Origin of the sequence: Sphingobacterium nematocida, assembly GCF_900168125.1 — a bacterium.
Lineage (GTDB): Bacteria > Bacteroidota > Bacteroidia > Sphingobacteriales > Sphingobacteriaceae > Sphingobacterium > Sphingobacterium nematocida.
Map to the genome: position 1 here is coordinate 91,984 of NZ_FUZF01000005.1, position 16,095 is coordinate 108,078.

11 protein-coding genes are annotated in these 16,095 nt (G+C 39.4%); 4 read left to right on the forward strand and 7 right to left on the reverse strand.

Translation table 11 applies throughout. The features are described from left to right. The first annotated feature begins 92 nt into the window (after nucleotides 1–92). The 4 genes from B5X76_RS08140 to B5X76_RS08155 are packed head-to-tail and all read left to right on the forward strand — an operon-like array spanning nucleotide 93 to nucleotide 8,872. On the forward strand, nucleotides 93–4,004 hold the full coding sequence (locus B5X76_RS08140) for a response regulator (RefSeq protein ID WP_079642614.1): 3,912 nt from the start codon (nucleotides 93–95) through the stop codon (nucleotides 4,002–4,004). Nucleotide 4,005: 1 nt separating this feature from the next. After that, nucleotides 4,006–4,359, forward strand: coding sequence for a response regulator transcription factor (locus B5X76_RS08145; protein ID WP_079642615.1), 354 nt, complete (start codon nucleotides 4,006–4,008; stop codon nucleotides 4,357–4,359). A 20-nt stretch (nucleotides 4,360–4,379) separates the two neighbouring features. Further along, the gene (locus tag B5X76_RS08150) at nucleotides 4,380–5,447 is read left to right on the forward strand and encodes a HEAT repeat domain-containing protein (protein WP_079642616.1); all 1,068 of its coding nucleotides are present in this window, start codon (nucleotides 4,380–4,382) and stop codon (nucleotides 5,445–5,447) included. After that, nucleotides 5,441–8,872, forward strand: a complete 3,432-nt coding sequence (locus B5X76_RS08155) for a sulfatase-like hydrolase/transferase (RefSeq protein WP_079642617.1) — start codon at nucleotides 5,441–5,443, stop codon at nucleotides 8,870–8,872. The genes B5X76_RS08150 and B5X76_RS08155 overlap by 7 nt, the downstream gene beginning before the upstream one ends. Here the strand turns inward: B5X76_RS08155 and B5X76_RS08160 are convergent. From B5X76_RS08160 to B5X76_RS08190, 7 genes are all read right to left on the reverse strand, one after another. After that, nucleotides 8,869–10,131, reverse strand: a complete 1,263-nt coding sequence (locus B5X76_RS08160) for a YaiO family outer membrane beta-barrel protein (RefSeq protein WP_079642618.1) — start codon at nucleotides 10,129–10,131, stop codon at nucleotides 8,869–8,871. The genes B5X76_RS08155 and B5X76_RS08160 overlap by 4 nt on opposite strands. A 99-nt stretch (nucleotides 10,132–10,230) precedes the next feature. Continuing rightward, nucleotides 10,231–11,067: a DMT family transporter gene (locus tag B5X76_RS08165; RefSeq protein WP_245801005.1), complete on the reverse strand. Its 837-nt coding sequence runs from the start codon at nucleotides 11,065–11,067 to the stop codon at nucleotides 10,231–10,233. 105 nt (nucleotides 11,068–11,172) lie between these two features. Continuing rightward, nucleotides 11,173–12,000: an aminotransferase class IV gene (locus tag B5X76_RS08170; RefSeq protein WP_079642619.1), complete on the reverse strand. Its 828-nt coding sequence runs from the start codon at nucleotides 11,998–12,000 to the stop codon at nucleotides 11,173–11,175. 35 nt (nucleotides 12,001–12,035) lie between these two features. Next, entirely contained in the window at nucleotides 12,036–13,253 is a 1,218-nt protein-coding gene (locus tag B5X76_RS08175; protein WP_079642620.1) for a helix-turn-helix transcriptional regulator, read from the reverse strand. Nucleotides 13,254–13,382: 129 nt separating this feature from the next. Next, a complete protein-coding gene (locus B5X76_RS08180) occupies nucleotides 13,383–14,321 on the reverse strand; it encodes a cytochrome-c peroxidase (RefSeq protein WP_079642621.1) in 939 nt (312 codons plus the stop codon). Between the two features lie 406 nt (nucleotides 14,322–14,727). After that, on the reverse strand, nucleotides 14,728–15,222 hold the full coding sequence (locus tag B5X76_RS08185) for a hypothetical protein (RefSeq protein ID WP_079642622.1): 495 nt from the start codon (nucleotides 15,220–15,222) through the stop codon (nucleotides 14,728–14,730). A 231-nt stretch (nucleotides 15,223–15,453) separates the two neighbouring features. Next, on the reverse strand, nucleotides 15,454–16,089 hold the full coding sequence (locus tag B5X76_RS08190; RefSeq protein ID WP_079642623.1) for a nitroreductase family protein: 636 nt from the start codon (nucleotides 16,087–16,089) through the stop codon (nucleotides 15,454–15,456). Between the last annotated feature and the right edge of the window lie 6 nt (nucleotides 16,090–16,095).

The following is a 16,095-nucleotide window of genomic DNA, read 5'->3' on the forward strand; positions in this document are numbered from 1 at the left end:
TACCAATCTTTATTGATCTTAAATTCTATTTTCAATTGTTTTTATTAACTTCACGCTGTAAATAAACTACATCTACGCTAACATATTACCAAATGAAAAACTACCCCGTTCCACCGGATGAATTGGAACGTATCCATCGGCTACAATCGTATGGCCTTTTAGGTCTGGGCAAGGAACCCGAGCTGGATGTCTTTGCGCAGGCAGCGTGTCTTATATCAGATTGTCCTTCAGCTCTTATCGCCATGATGGAAGAAGATACCCAGCAGATCCAAAGTTGCGTCGGTATGGAACTAGATTCTGTAGAGAGACGTAACACGGTATGTCAATATACAATCATGAGCAAAGATGTGCTCGTAATAGAAGATACTTTTGAAGACCCTCGATCATCTACTAATCCGCTAATAAAGGAGGGGAATATTCGATTTTATGCAGGGGTACCATTATTGGATGATGAAGGTTATGCCTTGGGGACTATCTGTGTCATAGATTTCGTTCCGAAATCATTGTCAGAAAAACAGATTTCTTCTTTGGAGCAGCTAGGACAAGCTGTATCCAAAATTCTCCTAAGTAAAAAACGGAAAGTGCAGGCCGGTTACTTTGAAGAAATATTTCGGGTGACAAATAATATGATCTGTGTACTTAATGATAAATATGAGGTCAAAGAAGCAAATCCAATGCTTGCCCAGACTTTAGGAATACAGGTAAATGATTGTATAGGTCTATCTTTTGATAAGTTATTGCAAACAGATAATCAACCTCTCTACAAGGAGATACAACGGGTGATGCTCGATCAAGAAAGCGAACGTTTTACATCGGTGACACCGGGTAAGGGCAACGTGACGATAGTTATAGAATGGTATTTTAAGTACGACAAGATCAACAGTGAGATTTTGGCGTTCGGAAGGAATGTGACCCGTGAATTGGAAGAAAAAGCTAAATTGGAAAATTCGGAGCGTCGTTTTCGTAGTTTTTTCGAAAATGCTATCGGATTGATGAGCATGCACGATATGGACGGGAACATTATGGCTGTTAATGAAAGAGGTCGTAAGCTACTGAAGTATGAGCTGGATGAGGTGATAGGTCTGAATTTAAAGAAGTTGGTTCCAGAAAACTTACAGGAAGCCTTTGAAGCATATCTAGAAAGGATATCGGTGAATAAAGAAGACTCCGGTATGATGGTTCTCCATACAAAGGATGGAGAAAAAACCTACTGGTTGTATAGCAATACCGTAGAGGCTAGTCGAGAAGGGAGACCGTATGTCGTGAGTACAGCGTTGAATATGACCGAACGTATTCAATTGGAACGTGATCTATTACGTACCAAGCAAATTTTAGAACAGACCAATATGGTGGCTCAAGTAGGGGGCTGGGAGGTCGATTTTGAAGAGAAGAAGGTGTATTGGTCGGATTCTACAAAACTGATACATGGCGTAGATATAGGTTATACGCCAGATCTGGAAAACGCTGTTGGTTTTTTTGATGAAGAAAGCCGTCCATTGTTACGTGCTGCCTTTGATCGTGCCGTACAGGATGGACAGGCGTATGATATGGAGTTGCGGCTCCAAAAAAATGATGGGCAGCTAATTTGGGTTAGGGTTAAGGGAATTCCTGAATTAGAGAATGGAATATGTAAAAGGGTATTCGGTATAATTCAGAATATTGACCATAGTAAGACGTTGTATTTAGAGCTGGAGCGGAAAGAGGCTATGTTGCAGGCATTTGTGAATTATGTTCCTGCTTCGGTAGCCATGTTTGACCGCGATTTTAACTACGTAGCAGTCAGCAATCAATGGTTAGAGGATTTTCACCGTAGAAATAATAATCCGTTGCAGGAGAATCTTTTTAACCTATTTGCTGATATTCCAGAAAGACGAAGAAAGATATATCAAGATGCTTTAGAAGGTAAGGCATATAAGAATACAAATGAAGTGATCGAAGCTGTGGGCATATCAGAACCACTGCATTATAACTGGGAGGTCCGTCCTTGGCATCTCGCCGATGGCAATATCGGTGGGATTACCATTTTTATCCAGAACATAACCGAATCTGTCAAGGTTAATGAAGAGTTGAAAATGGCAAAGGAGCTTGCCGACTTGGCCAGTCTGGCCAAATCGGAGTTCTTGGCTAACATGAGTCACGAGATACGTACTCCATTGAATGGGGTTATTGGGTTCTCAGACTTGCTAATGAAAACTCCGCTAAATGATATTCAATTGCAATATCTAAACTACATTAACGAATCCGGTAATAATCTACTCAATATTATCAATGATATCTTAGATTTTTCAAAGATCGAGTCCGGTAAGCTGGAGTTATTCATAGATCGATTCAATGTGTATGAGCTTGCCAGTCAAGTGATCAATGTCATCATTTATCAAGCGCAACGTAAAGATGTGGAATTGCTCTTGAATATTGAGCAAGGTCTGCCTGACTATATATGGATAGACGAGGCACGTGTCAAACAGGTGATGATCAATTTGCTGGGAAATGCGGTGAAATTTACAGATTACGGCGAAATTGAACTTAAAATTGAAAAATTAAAGCTTGATGATGGCAAGCTAACTTTGCGGTTCTCCGTACGTGATACAGGGATTGGTATTCCAATCGAGAAGCAACAGCGCATTTTTGATGCCTTCACGCAAGAGGATAGCTCGGTCAGTAAACGATACGGAGGCACAGGATTGGGACTCACGATTTCTAATAATCTGTTGAAATACATGGGGAGTAAACTTTGCTTGGATAGTGAATTGGGCAAAGGATCAGTGTTCTTTTTTGATATAGAAGTACCATATGAGTATGCGAGTGAAGAGGATATGGAAGATTTTGCTATTAATCGGATACTTATAGTAGATGATAACGCAAACAATCGAAATATACTGCAGCATATGCTTGCGTATAAAAAGATAGATTCTATAACTGCGGAGAATGGGATGGAAGCTTTGCAACTCTTGATGCGAGGCGAACGTTTTGATATTATTCTGATGGATTACCATATGCCCATCTTATCTGGGGTAGAGACTATTGATAAGATAAAAGAGCTATTTCAAAAGCAAGGGGAAGCTGTGCCTTTGGTAGTCCTGCATACGTCTTCGGAAGAACACGAGGTTATATCTTCATTCAGACAGGAAGATCGATCGTTTTGTCTATTGAAACCGATTAAGTCTAATGAACTTTATGAGATGTTGCGTAGGGCCATGCAACAAAATAAGGCGGATACCGAGCAGATCGCAAAAATGAACCCTAATGCAATAGCAGATATTTATGAACAATCTGCTAACGTGTTGCTAGCGGATGATAATCCTGTAAATATGGCGTTGAATCTGCGGATTATGACTTCATTAATGCCTAATGCTTCGTTGATAGAAGTGTCTGACGGGGCACATGCTATAGCAGCATGTAGAGATCATGCTTTTGATATTATTCTTATGGATGTACAGATGCCTCAGGTCGACGGTATCGAGGCTACTAGGCAGATCCGGCAGCTTCAGGGATATGCCAGTATACCTATTATAGGTGTCACGGCAGGTAATGTACTTGGTGAAAAGGAAAAATGTATGGACGCGGGAATGTCTGATTTCTTAGCCAAGCCTATACGACAGAAAGATCTACAAAATGTACTACAAAAATATATACGGATCGAAACTCATCAACTTGGAGCTCGGGCTGTCTTGGAAGAACATTTGGATATGCGGGCACTAAGAGAACAGGTGGGAGATGACGAGGGTTTTAGATCTTTTTTCCTCAATCTAGTAATCACGGAGATCAGTCAATCGGCTTTGAATTTAGAACAAGCTAGTAAAAACTATGATTTGCAGGCCATAGGAATGGTCTTGCATAAATTACGAGGAACAGCCGCTACAGCTGGCTTATTCAGACTAGATGGATTGGCTACTCAGTTGGAAAATGATCTTGCTGTTACGAAAGATCTATCAAGCCGCATGCATGCCATCCGGGAAGAGATCGAAATAGGAATACATTTAATTACCAATTTAAAAGAGATATAATATGTTGATTTTAATAGCAGAAGATGACGAGCTGATATTACGTACTATCGAGCATAAACTAGTGAAGGAGGGGCATGAGGTCTTACTGACACGAAATGGCAAAGAAGCCATCGATACAATACGGGAAAAAGATGTTGATCTCGTGATAACAGATATAATGATGCCTTTTGCATCGGGGATTGAAATTCTTTCTTCCATACGTACATTTGGGAAAAAAGTGCCCGTTATTGTACTTTCTAGTATGGGGCAGGAAGAGGTCGTGGTGGATGCTTTCGATCTGGGAGCATCGGATTTTATGGTCAAACCCTTTAGCCCGAATGAACTGGTTTTGAGAATCAAGAGGTTAATAAATTAACGATGTTTTAATTAAGAGTTATGTCACAGTTGATCACCATTCATGAACTGGTTGTAGCAATTATTGTTGTATTGCTAGTCGTTTTGATTCTGATTATATCTGTTTTGATCTTTAGCTTTTATAGATACAAGGCTTTGCAGCATCGGCACGCGTGGTCAACAATTATCCAACAAAAAATAACGGAAGCTATTGTGGTAGGAGCAGAGAACATGTCGGTAGATAGTTCGTTTTCACTCCATTTAAAAGAACCTTCTTTTCGTCGTTTTTTCTTGTCCACATTAGTTTCGTCTGAACAGAAATTTATGGGTAAGGCAAGGGACGAGATAAATAATCTTTTTAGGGTGTATGATTTAGAGCAAGAAGCCTGGAGGAAAATCCGTTCCAAACGGGACTATCTGATAGCCGGAGGGATACAGGAGCTCACCGTAATGAAGGTCGAGTCGGCGGTACCGCAGATAGCCCTTTTTCTAAACCATTCTCGTAGGCAGGTCTATCAGGAAGCACAGTATGCGATCGTGAGTTTTCAAGGGTTTGATGGTTTATTTTTTCTGAATGAACTTGTAACACCCTTGTCCGATTGGCAACAGTTACGCTTGTTACGTTCTATAGATACAGTACCTGATGAAGAGGTCGAGCGTATTGTAAGTTGGTTGTTTAATAAAAATGAATCGGTAGCCATATTTGCGTTAAGGCTTATAGGGCAGTTTCAGTTGCTTTCCTATTATCCGAATGTTTTATCCTTGTTGGATCATAACTCAATAACGGTACGTAAACACACTGTTCGGATTTTACAGAGATTAGAGAACAGCCACACCGTAAGCCAGTTAATAGCTGCGTTTGACCAACAGGAAAATGAAGTGCAGCTGGAAATCTTAAAGGCATTGAAAGTCGCAAAGAGTAAACAGGCAGAACCATTTCTTCAAGAGCAGTTATGGCAACATCCTAATACAGCGATTAAAGTGGCGGCTGCCGAGGTATTGATGACTTTGGAAGGTCAGTCTTATTTAAAGGATATCGCAGTATCGCAGGATACACCAACTCAGATTGTACACATTGTTAAACACGCTTTACAACAACAGATATGTTAGAATTTGCTCATATTCTATATGAAGTAGTAATATGGTTGTTTATTTTATATGCTATAGCTATATTTTTGATTTATAGCTGGATGGGTCTATATGCCTATGGTGCAGTTTTACGGTATAAGCATGAGAATACCTTTACAGATTATAATCTGATTGCGGTCAATCCAAACGCACCCCGATTTAGTATTATTGCTCCCGCTTTTAACGAAGGGAAGACCATCGTTGACAACGTACGATCACTTCTTTCCATCTATTATCATAAGCTGGAAATTATTATCGTCAATGACGGTAGTCGTGATGATTCGATGGAGAAATTAATCCATGCCTATGATTTGGAGATGGTTTCTTTTTTTGTTCAAGGTAATATCTGCACCAAGGAGATAAGGGGTGTTTATAAAAGTAAAAATCCTGCTTTCAAAAAATTGCTCGTTGTGGACAAAGAGAATGGAGGTAAGGCTGATGCACTCAATGTCGGGGTGAATATATCTTCGGGCGAGTACATCGTATGTATAGATGTCGATTGTATTTTAGAACAAGACGCTATTTTAAAACTAGCTAAACCATTTTTGGAACAGACCGATAAGCGGGTGATTGCCTGTGGAGGAGTAATCCGTCTAGCTAATAACTGTAAAATTGAAAATGGTAAAGTAACTGAGGTGAACCTACCTCAGACCTGGTTGGGACGTACGCAGGCTTTAGAATATATCAGGGCATTTGTCTTGGGACGTATGGCTTGGTCTAGAGCATCAGGTTTGATCTTGATTTCGGGGGCATTTGGCGCATTTGATAAGGAAATTGTATTGGCCTGCGGTGGCTATGATAGCAATACTGTGGGTGAAGATATGGAGCTCGTAGTACGTATGCGCCGCTATATGGAAGAAGCGAAGAGACCTTATGAAGTGGTAAATATACCAGATCCACTGTGTTGGACTGAGGTGCCGGAGTCAAAAGACGTGTTGAAAAAGCAACGTAATAGATGGATGCGTGGTACGATAGAAACGCTTTGGAAGCATCGTAAGTTGATGCTCAATCCGAAATACGGAAGACTGGGGATGATCAGTATTCCATATTGGTTTTTCTTTGAATTATTGGGGCCTATTGTCGAGTTTACGGGATATTTTATCTTTTTAGTATTTTGGATTTTAGGGATCATCAATTGGCCGTTTTTTTTCGCTCTATTAGCATTGGTTGTTTCATCGGGTATATTGTACTCTATTTATGCAGTTTTGATCGATCTGGTGGGACATCAGGTATACACGAAGCGTAAAGATCTATCTAAACTTATAGCTACTGCGGTGTTAGAACCGATTTATTTCCATCCTATAGTGGTCAAAGCGGGAGTGCAAGGGGCAATAGATTATTTTCGAAAAAAACAGGGATGGGGAGAGATGACGCGACAAGGATTCCAGCAAGGAGTAAAGGGATTGCCATGGTGGCAACAGCTTGGAGAATACCTGCGGATAGTAGTGAAAAACTATACGCCTATAGCTGCTGTTTTTTTGCTGTTCTTTCTTTTGACGGTTGGTGTAGAGCGTTGGTGGTACGCTCGGCAATTTGAACAACTAGAAGGTGCTGCTATAGGATGGCCACTTTTTATGGATAATTTTTGTATAGGCTTGCAATTCGTATTTGGGGGTGTTATCTTTTATCTTTTAATTGGTGTTCTCAGTAGTTCCTTAGCAAGAACCTTTGCCATCGTTTCATTTACGTTGATCATTATCACACAGTTTGTGCTGTTTTTATACTTTTCCGAATCACGAAATCTACTTGGCGCAGATATGTTTTACTATACGACAGAGGAGATGAGTCAGATTTTGGAGGCGAGCGGTATGTTGAGTTGGACCAATGTTGGACTGTTCGCTATGCTAATACTGTTGGTAGGGATACCATTTTGGATTGTAAGCAAATGGCAGATGAAGACCGTTTTTGTGGGCTATATTTTCTTTGTGTTGGGGCTGCTCGTCTGTTTCGTTCCTATAGATCGGATTAACAATTTATCGCGTATAGAGGATGAGTTTGTACAGAATGCTGAACGCAGTAAATGGCGCTATTTCTTGGCTTCTAATGCCACTAATTACATTCAGGAGCATCCAGCTATTGCCGGTATATTAGGAGAGGATGAAGTCGATGCTATGGGGAAAGATGATGAGTTTCCGTTTCTACGGATAGAGGATACTAAAGATGCATTAGGACCTTATTTCAATTTAGCGGGCAGCCCACCTAATCTCGTTGTTATTATTGTAGAAGGGTTGGGGCATGCTTATAGTTCACCATCTGGATATATTGGTAATTTTACACCGTTTATTGATTCCCTAACTCGACGAGCATTGTATTGGCCTAATAATCTAAGTACATCCGGACGGACATTTTCGGTATTACCCAGTCTAATGGGGTCGCTTCCTTTTGGTACTCATGGCTTCTTAGAGCAGGAGGTTCTGCCTAAACATTTTAATCTTTTTAATGTATTGAAAAAAAATGGATTCCGTACAGGATTCTATTACGGAGGAAATGCTGATTTTGATTTTATGAAAAAGTTTATGCGCTACAGTGAAGTGGATACGCTCATAGATCAATGGGCATACGAGCCTCCTTATAGAAAACTTCCTGCAAATGGTGGTGGCGAGAGTTGGGGTTATGAGGACCAAGCGGTATTTGGTAAAGTGTTAGAAACACAACGACTGCAATCGCAACCCTATCTTAATGTGTTGCTCACCCTATCAACGCATAATCCCTTTTTGATCAATAATGTCGAACATTATGAAAAGATCTTTGATAAACGTTTGCAAGGGGCCGATTTGTCTGCCGCTAATAAAAAATGGGCATTGGAAAATCGTAAACAGTTGGTGTCGGTATTGAATCTCGATGAGGCCGTTCGGCAATTTTTTGAAGCATATGAAAAGCGGGAGGATTTTAAAAATACCCTGTTCGTTATTACAGGAGATCATGCTATGCCTGAAATTCCGTTGCAAAGTAAGATTAATCGCTACCATGTCCCGCTGATTATATATTCACCCCTGTTAAAGTCTGCACATACTTTTCGCCACACCGTAAGTCACCTTGATGTCACACCTTCGTTATTGGCTTTTTATAGAGAAAACTATAAACTAAGTACACCTCATCAGGTGACTTGGATAGGACGTGGACTTTCTGAAGGTCCTTCTAGCCGTAGTGCGGGTGCAGCGATGATGCAAAGTAAAAATCAACTGATCGATTTCGTATGGGGCAATTATCATATTTCGAATGATAAACTCTTTAAACTGGACGCCAAGCTAAATGAAGAACCTATATCGGATGGCGCTATTAATGAAGCTATAACACGTCGCTTTGAAGCCTTTAAGAAGGCTAACAGGATATCTTTTACGCGAAAGCAGTTGATTCCTGATAGCCTTTATACACGATACTTTCAGGAAGTTACATCAAAACATTAGAATGTTTTGATGTAACCAACTGTAAAGTCAAACTGATTGCCTTTTTCCTTTGGTCTGAACTCCTGATTGTAGTATGTCGATGATATCGAAAAAAGATTGGTGCGTTTGATTGAAAAATTATATTCTGCTCCCGCTTTAAAAGTCTTTAACTTATAGATATCATTATCTAGTAGGTTGTTTCGGTTTTCTTCAGGACTTAACCCTGTCCCCACAATAAAGCCAAGGTAATCATTAGCGCCCTTGGTATAATAACGAACTGTACCTGCATAGGACTGTGAGATGTTCTTGTCGTCCGGAGTGAGATACGTTTTTAAATTGAACCAGAAATTTTGATAGTATTTACCCACAGAAGCCGTGTACATCCAAATATTGTCACTGAAATAAAGCTGTCGGTAGCCGATTTCACCTTCAAAGCTATGAGGGAGATTTGCATATAACGATATACCTGTTCTGTACTTCGGAAAAATACCCACATTGTCCGAATAGCCTGCGCCTACATATAGATAAAACATTTTTGAAAGTCTAGGATAAGCTTCTAGTTCAAACTGTACACCATTGTCTGCGAATTTGTTCGCATAATTGGTGCGGAATATTACTGATCCAATAGGTGTTGCTCTTTTGTAGCTGACCCCTACAATATGCCAATTGTCCTCGAACTGCTTGTCAAAATGTACAAAGTTATAGGTCAAGCCTATAGCATTCTTAGCTGTGTATTCTTGGATACTCTTTGAAAGTGCCCGTGCTTCGGTGTGTTTAGGATTGATGGCCAAAAGCTGATTGATCGTTTTTTCAGCAATCTGGTAGTTGTTGGCGCTATTGTTTATTTTTGCTTTTAATAGGAGTAGATCTTCTGATTTTGGATGAAATGAAAGACCTTTATCAACTAGTGCATTGGCTTTAGTAGGTTGGTCATTCCAGTATTCCAAAGAACCGTAGGCTAAAAAGAAGTCTTCATCTTCTACCTTTTCATTATTCAACTGTTCAAATACATATCGAGCCGAGTCTATTTTGTCGGACCAAGTATATAGTCTTCCTAAAAAGATACGGATATCGGTATAGTTTGGTGCTTTTTCCAATGCTTGTTTGCTGAGTTCAATCGCTGCAGAGTAGTTCTTTTGGTCAAAGGCCATACTACGTGCACGAAGAAATAACTCGTCGGCGCTGAGATTGTTATCCTGCCCAACGCTATAAAGCGGAGCAAAGAAAAGGATCAGCAGAAGAGGTCGCCATTTTTTCCAGGTGAAAAATTGTGTTGACATAGGATGATGATGATTGCTTGTTAAGTAGGTTAAAGATAGCAAAAAAGTGTGTGTATAATGGTGATTTTTTCCTCAGGTCTGTATAATAAATCAGATCTACTATTTTTTGAGACTGTGTAAAGTCATGCCGATAATTACAAGAACTATTCCGACCAGTGCGTATATGTCCGGTAGTGGACTGTGCAGAATGACAATTTCTCCTATTACGGCAAACAATACTTCGGCAGATTGTGTTGCCTCGATTTTAGCAAGCCCTTTTTCGTCTTCGCGCACCATATCCGTTGCAGAGAAGAACAGCACGGTAGCTATTATGCCCGAAAAAATAGCAACAATTAAGGTCTGTAGTAATTGGATTTCTGTTGGTGAACTGTGCCCTGTACAGTATCCGTAAAGATTTAGAGTCAGCCAAAAGGGAATGCTACAGAAGATCATACCTAATATCCGCTGATACACGTCAAGTTTGCCATTTGCCAATTGCATCATCTTTCTGTTGCCTAGAGGGTATGCAAATGTTGCGACTAAAACCCAAAATAGACCAGCTAGGAGGCTGGAAAGCTCGATCGATTGTAAGGCATTGATCTGCATTATTACAATACCTACAATGATAATACACGAATATAAGTAGGCCTTTTTTGAATTTGCTGATCGATAGTTTTTCGTTATAAATGGTGCTAGAATCATCCCAGCCACAATCGTGATCTGCCAAGTACTAGCTACTAGCCAAGACGGACTAAAAACAGAAGCATAAGTCAAGGGTGCATAAAAAATACCAAAACCTACAGTACTCCAAAGCAGCCATGCACCGAAGTTTCGTTTGATAGCCAATAACAGCGGCTTTAGGTTACGACGTAGCGTAACAATAATCAAGAAGAATGGAAGCATCCAGTAAAAGCGCAATGCGGCACTCCAGATCCAACTGCCTCCTTCGACAGACATCAAGCGGTGGCGACAAAAGTCACTGCAAAAAATAGGGCGGATACTAGGCCTAATAAAAATGCTTTCTGTGTAATTTTCATTACTGTGTAATAGCTTTTATGTCAATCACAATTGATATACTAATCTTTCCAAGAGCTTTTGCAAATGCTTGGTGATAGGACCGGGCCCTGGTTCAAAATCTCTATGACCTAATACTGTCGTGACAGGGGTGATATTTTTGGTCGTCGAACTGATGAAAGCTTCTTGTGCACATTGCAGATCCACTATACTGATGTCACGAACCTCAACTTCGATTATTTCCCGTGCTAGATCTATGATTTTTTTTCGTGTGATTCCTTGTAGTACGTCATCTCCAGCTGTCAATAATTTACCTTCGGGGCTTATCAAAAAGAAGTTGGCACGAGGACATTCCGAGATGAGCTCATTTTGTATATATATGACATCATCTGCTCCCTGTGATTTGGCTACCTTTAAGGCCTGGATACCCATCACATAGTCTATCGATTTGACTTGGCTGAAAGGCCGATGATAGTCAAAAGGTAGTAGTCGTATACCCTGTTGTTCTTGATTAATATTTCGTGTTATCGCATGTTGGCTGATAATCAAATTGGGCTCAGCGATACTGTATCCATCGCTACTGTAGCCTCCGGTCAATAGTATCTTGATCCCTGATTCGAGGATGTTATTCGCCTGCATTAATACCGCTATAAAATTTGTGAGTTCGTCTCTAGAATATCTCACGGGTAGATCCATCAATTCTGCCGATCGATAAAAGCGATCTAGATTGTCCTCCAGAAATACAGTTACACCGTTTACCGTTTTGAAGTAGTCGAAGATACCATAGCCACGTACGATTGCCAGATCATTTGTAGCTAGTTGTGCTTCTTTTTCTGGGATCAGGGCTCCATTGAAGATTACATATGTTGTGTGCATTTCTGTTGCTATATCGTGTGTTTTTAATTAATTTTTTAGTTAGAACTGTACAAATCGTTACGACTGCCTATTCCTAAAATGTTATAAATAGTTTTCAAATGGTATTTAACTGTATTTTCTGAAATAAAAAGCTCGTTTCCGATCTCCTTGTTTGTTTTGCCATCTTTCAATAGATCAATAATTTGTTTTTGTCTTGGTGTGAGCGTAAATTGATCCAAATCCAGGCTGCTTTCACCCCGTTCATTTGTTGCCGTAGTGACTCGCTCCAGCTCTTTACGCATGAGTAGGTTTTCATGTTCCAACAGGAGGTTACGTTGTTTACTTACTTTAAATAAACGAAATAAAACAGCAATCAATACTAAGAGTAAAGCAGATAGCGTGATCAAGAAGATCCTTGTTTTTCCGGCATATTGAATTTCTACATTCTTTCGGGCCGCAAGTAGCTCTTTTTCTAAAACGGTCAGTTTGCCATTCTCAAAAGGCGCATTATATTTACTGGAGACTACTACACCCTGCTTTTCGTGCATTGATGCACTTTTATAGTCTTCTACTACGCTGTAGAAATGGCTCATGGCATAGTGCAGGATGATTTTGTAGAGATCCATATCATACTTTTCTGCGTAATGCATGCCTTGATCAAATGCCTGCTTTGCCTTTTCTGGGTTTCGAAGATGTTCACTAAGCCCTATTAACTTAGAGTAGATAATGGGGAGGTGTTTAGGACTTTGTGTTTCGAGAATCGAGATCCCTTGATTCAATATAGATTCAGCTTTTTCAAATTCCTCATTTCTTATAGCAAGTATAGCCAATACATTCATGTAGAAAGCATGACTTTCTGCATTTAGTAAGTTTAAGTTCTTGGATGAAATCTTAGATTGTAGTTTTTCCAGTGCTTCGTAATCCTGACTATCAAATGTAATAAGTGCTTTTTCAACAAGTACCCGGATCTCTACTTCGTCCTTTTTATCTGTTTTGATACCATAATCGATTGCATGGTTCAGATTGTTGATCGCCTCTGGATAATTAAATACCCGTTTATAAGTAAGTGCTTTTTGGAGGTAGGCATTGTATCTGTCATAATCTGACGCACCATCGTTGTGGATGATATTGTCGAGTTTTAACAAAGACGCTTCATAGCCTTTTTTATCATTGAGTTCGGAAATTTCTTTATGCAGCTGATCAGGATCAATGGGGGTGTGAGGAGTACAAGAAAGGGTGAAAAATAGTACGGCAAATAATAGGTGGAATTTCATTTTAACGAGTAATAATAATGTAGTGGATTTTAATCCATCTCTTAATTTTTCATATTAATTAAGCATGCAAAAATAAGAAGTTAATATTGCTTTCTGTAGAAATCTCCTGATTTGTTTTACCTGTTTTAGTTAATAGGAGTTTGGATTTAAAAAATGCTCGTCCGAAAGCGTCTTTAGGAAGATAATAATAGATTTTCGTTCCTCTTCGTTCAGTTTTCTCTTTTGCACTGCTTGAGGAAATTCAAAAGGATGGAGTAATAGTAGACTATCAAGATTTTTAAAGCGACCGTCTTGCATATAGGGAGCGGAGTGGTCTATATTTCGAAGTGATGGGCTTAAAAGTTTATAACTATTTCTATCTATAATAGCTTCGGTACTGTGGAAAAATGGAGGCACATGACAAGATGCGCATTCCTTTTCAAATAGCATAAGACCCGCTCTTTCATTTTTGTTAAATATGGAACTACCTTGGAGCGTACGGTCGTATTTACTATCCCAAGAGTTTAGCGTACGTAGGTATTGGACCAATACATTGACAATATGTATTTTGTTTATTTCTTCCGTTTGGAATATACTTTTGATTTTTTTGCTGTATACAGGATGTTGTTTTACCCGGTCGAGGATTAAAGTGAGGTTACTATTGAGCTCCAGTGTATCATTAATAGCGTTAATAACAGTTTCCTCTAAACGACTGGCCCGCCCATCAGCAAAAAAACGATTTTTCCAGATCATATTTATCAACACAGGAGCATTTCGTTTGGTGTACATTCCCTGATCGCCTATACTGAGTTTCCTTCCTTGGTCTGCATAGGAAGCCGTTTGTTGGTGGCAGGAAGCACATGATACCTTTTGGTGCTTGGAGAGTAAGGCATCGTTAAACAGTTGCCTACCCAAACTGGCGCCTTGTACCGTGACTCGACCTGTATCTATTGGTAAACCGAAATGGGCAGGCCTTTGGATTGTTATCGGAGAATCATTGCTGGTCAAAAAATAATAAGCTCCTATCAGAACTGTGGCAATCGAGAATACACTTACAATAACTAATTTACCCGAATTTAATCTTCCCATTCAAATTGTGCTCTTATTATCGGGGGCAAAGGTAAAAAGAAAGGTAAGCTTTTAGGTTTATCCACTAAGTGTTTTTTTTGAATGCTAAAGCTAAATTTTACTTTAAAAGCATATTACTCCAGTAAAGATTCTTGGACTTGTAAATCAGGTTATTTTTTTAGTTTTGTCACATATTTTACAAAGATCTGATCAGAAAACTATTATTTAACCCTGCACAGTTGTTTATATACAGCTTTTTAGGACTGATTGCTTGTTGAAGCTTCCAGTATCCTGAAATGAACCTATTTTTTTGGATTGATTCGTTATTTACAGCAAGGAGTGTAAAGTTTTCACAGCCCTCACTATTGCGAGGGCTTATTTTAGTTATAAAGGGCTTTTTTCTTCGTAGCCTTAAGTATTACGTAGTTTATTGTTCTCGTAGAGTAGATGGTTGACCAACGGCTAGAGGCATTTGGCAAAATCCCAAGAGCGAGGCATTATCCAATTTATTATACAATAGGCGAATATCTTTTTCTGAGGCGATGTGTAGAATGAGTAGTCGATCTGCTTCGATATTAATGACCTGTGTGTTATGAGATTTTATAACATCCAGTATTTCTAAACTGTTCGAATCGAATTTCATTTGATAGGTCGCAACTTGAAGCACCGATCCAAAGGAGACTGTTGCATCTAATATACCATCTATTGTTAGAATTTCTTCAATGAAATTATCGACGTAGTGACCTTCGATCTCTAATTCGATGGTGATCATGATTACTCCCTTTACATCGGTTAATGACTGCGATACCGTGCAAGGCTGATGACCTGTTTTTGAAATGTGTAGTAGAAGCCTTTCTAAGATTTCGTTACTAGACTTACAGCTGATGCTGAAGAGTTTGCTGGTTATTTTGGCTGTTTTCATGATAATAAAAAAAGCCCCCCAATTTTAATGGGAGGCTTGCTATATGATTTGTTTAAAAAATTTTAAATAGTAATTGCTCCTCCCATTTTGGTTAAAATGACGACACAGACAGCTACCACAACGACGTTGAGCGAAGAATTTATAATATTTAGGGACTGTCTTTTCATGTGCCTTGGCAAATTACAAAAAAATCAATAAAACACAATTGCTTTTTTATCTTAAATATTATCCTTAATTATATTCGATCAAAAAGTTCTCTTTAGGCCGTCTTACTTTTTTCATCGTACGTAACCAGTCTTTCGTTTCATCTGCATAGCCCAGATAGATTAAAGAAACACTTCGAAGTCCCTGTTCCGATAGACCTAGTACGTCATCGATCAGTTTGTTGTCAAATCCTTCCGCTGGTGTACTGTCTATTTTTAATTCAGCAGCTTGAGCTAAAGCTAAGCCGAGCGCTATGTATGTTTGACGTGCAGTATGCGCAAAGTTATCTGCTGGAGATTGGTCTAGATATATAGATTTCAATTTGTCGGTATATGAAGCAAATCTTCCGCGAGGTAGTTCACGCTCGTCTGTAGTATAGTCATATACTTCATCGATACGTTCTGCAGTATATCTGTCCCATGCCGCTAGTACTAATATATGCGAAGCGTCCCGCATACAATCTGGATTTAAAGCACCAGCTGCCATTTTCTCTTTAAGTTCCTGGTTTTCTACCAAGATCACACTAAAAGGTTGCAATCCAGATGACGTCGGTGCAAGCCGAGCCGCCTCTACAATCTTCTCTATATCTTCTGTACTTACTTTTTTTGACCGATCATACGCCTTTACAGCATGTCTCCATCTCAAATCATCTAATAATGCCATATATGA

Bases quoted from the DNA above. Each gene is read 5' to 3' on its own strand.
- B5X76_RS08140 (WP_079642614.1), top strand. From the start codon at position 93: ATGAAAAACTACCCCGTTCCACCGGATGAATTGGAACGTATCCATCGG.
- B5X76_RS08145 (WP_079642615.1), top strand. From the start codon at position 4,006: ATGTTGATTTTAATAGCAGAAGATGACGAGCTGATATTACGTACTATC.
- B5X76_RS08150 (WP_079642616.1), top strand. From the start codon at position 4,380: ATGTCACAGTTGATCACCATTCATGAACTGGTTGTAGCAATTATTGTT.
- B5X76_RS08155 (WP_079642617.1), top strand. From the start codon at position 5,441: ATGTTAGAATTTGCTCATATTCTATATGAAGTAGTAATATGGTTGTTT.
- B5X76_RS08160 (WP_079642618.1), bottom strand. From the start codon at position 10,131: ATGTCAACACAATTTTTCACCTGGAAAAAATGGCGACCTCTTCTGCTG.
- B5X76_RS08165 (WP_245801005.1), bottom strand. From the start codon at position 11,067: ATGTCTGTCGAAGGAGGCAGTTGGATCTGGAGTGCCGCATTGCGCTTT.
- B5X76_RS08170 (WP_079642619.1), bottom strand. From the start codon at position 12,000: ATGCACACAACATATGTAATCTTCAATGGAGCCCTGATCCCAGAAAAA.
- B5X76_RS08175 (WP_079642620.1), bottom strand. From the start codon at position 13,253: ATGAAATTCCACCTATTATTTGCCGTACTATTTTTCACCCTTTCTTGT.
- B5X76_RS08180 (WP_079642621.1), bottom strand. From the start codon at position 14,321: ATGGGAAGATTAAATTCGGGTAAATTAGTTATTGTAAGTGTATTCTCG.
- B5X76_RS08185 (WP_079642622.1), bottom strand. From the start codon at position 15,222: ATGAAAACAGCCAAAATAACCAGCAAACTCTTCAGCATCAGCTGTAAG.
- B5X76_RS08190 (WP_079642623.1), bottom strand. From the start codon at position 16,089: ATGGCATTATTAGATGATTTGAGATGGAGACATGCTGTAAAGGCGTAT.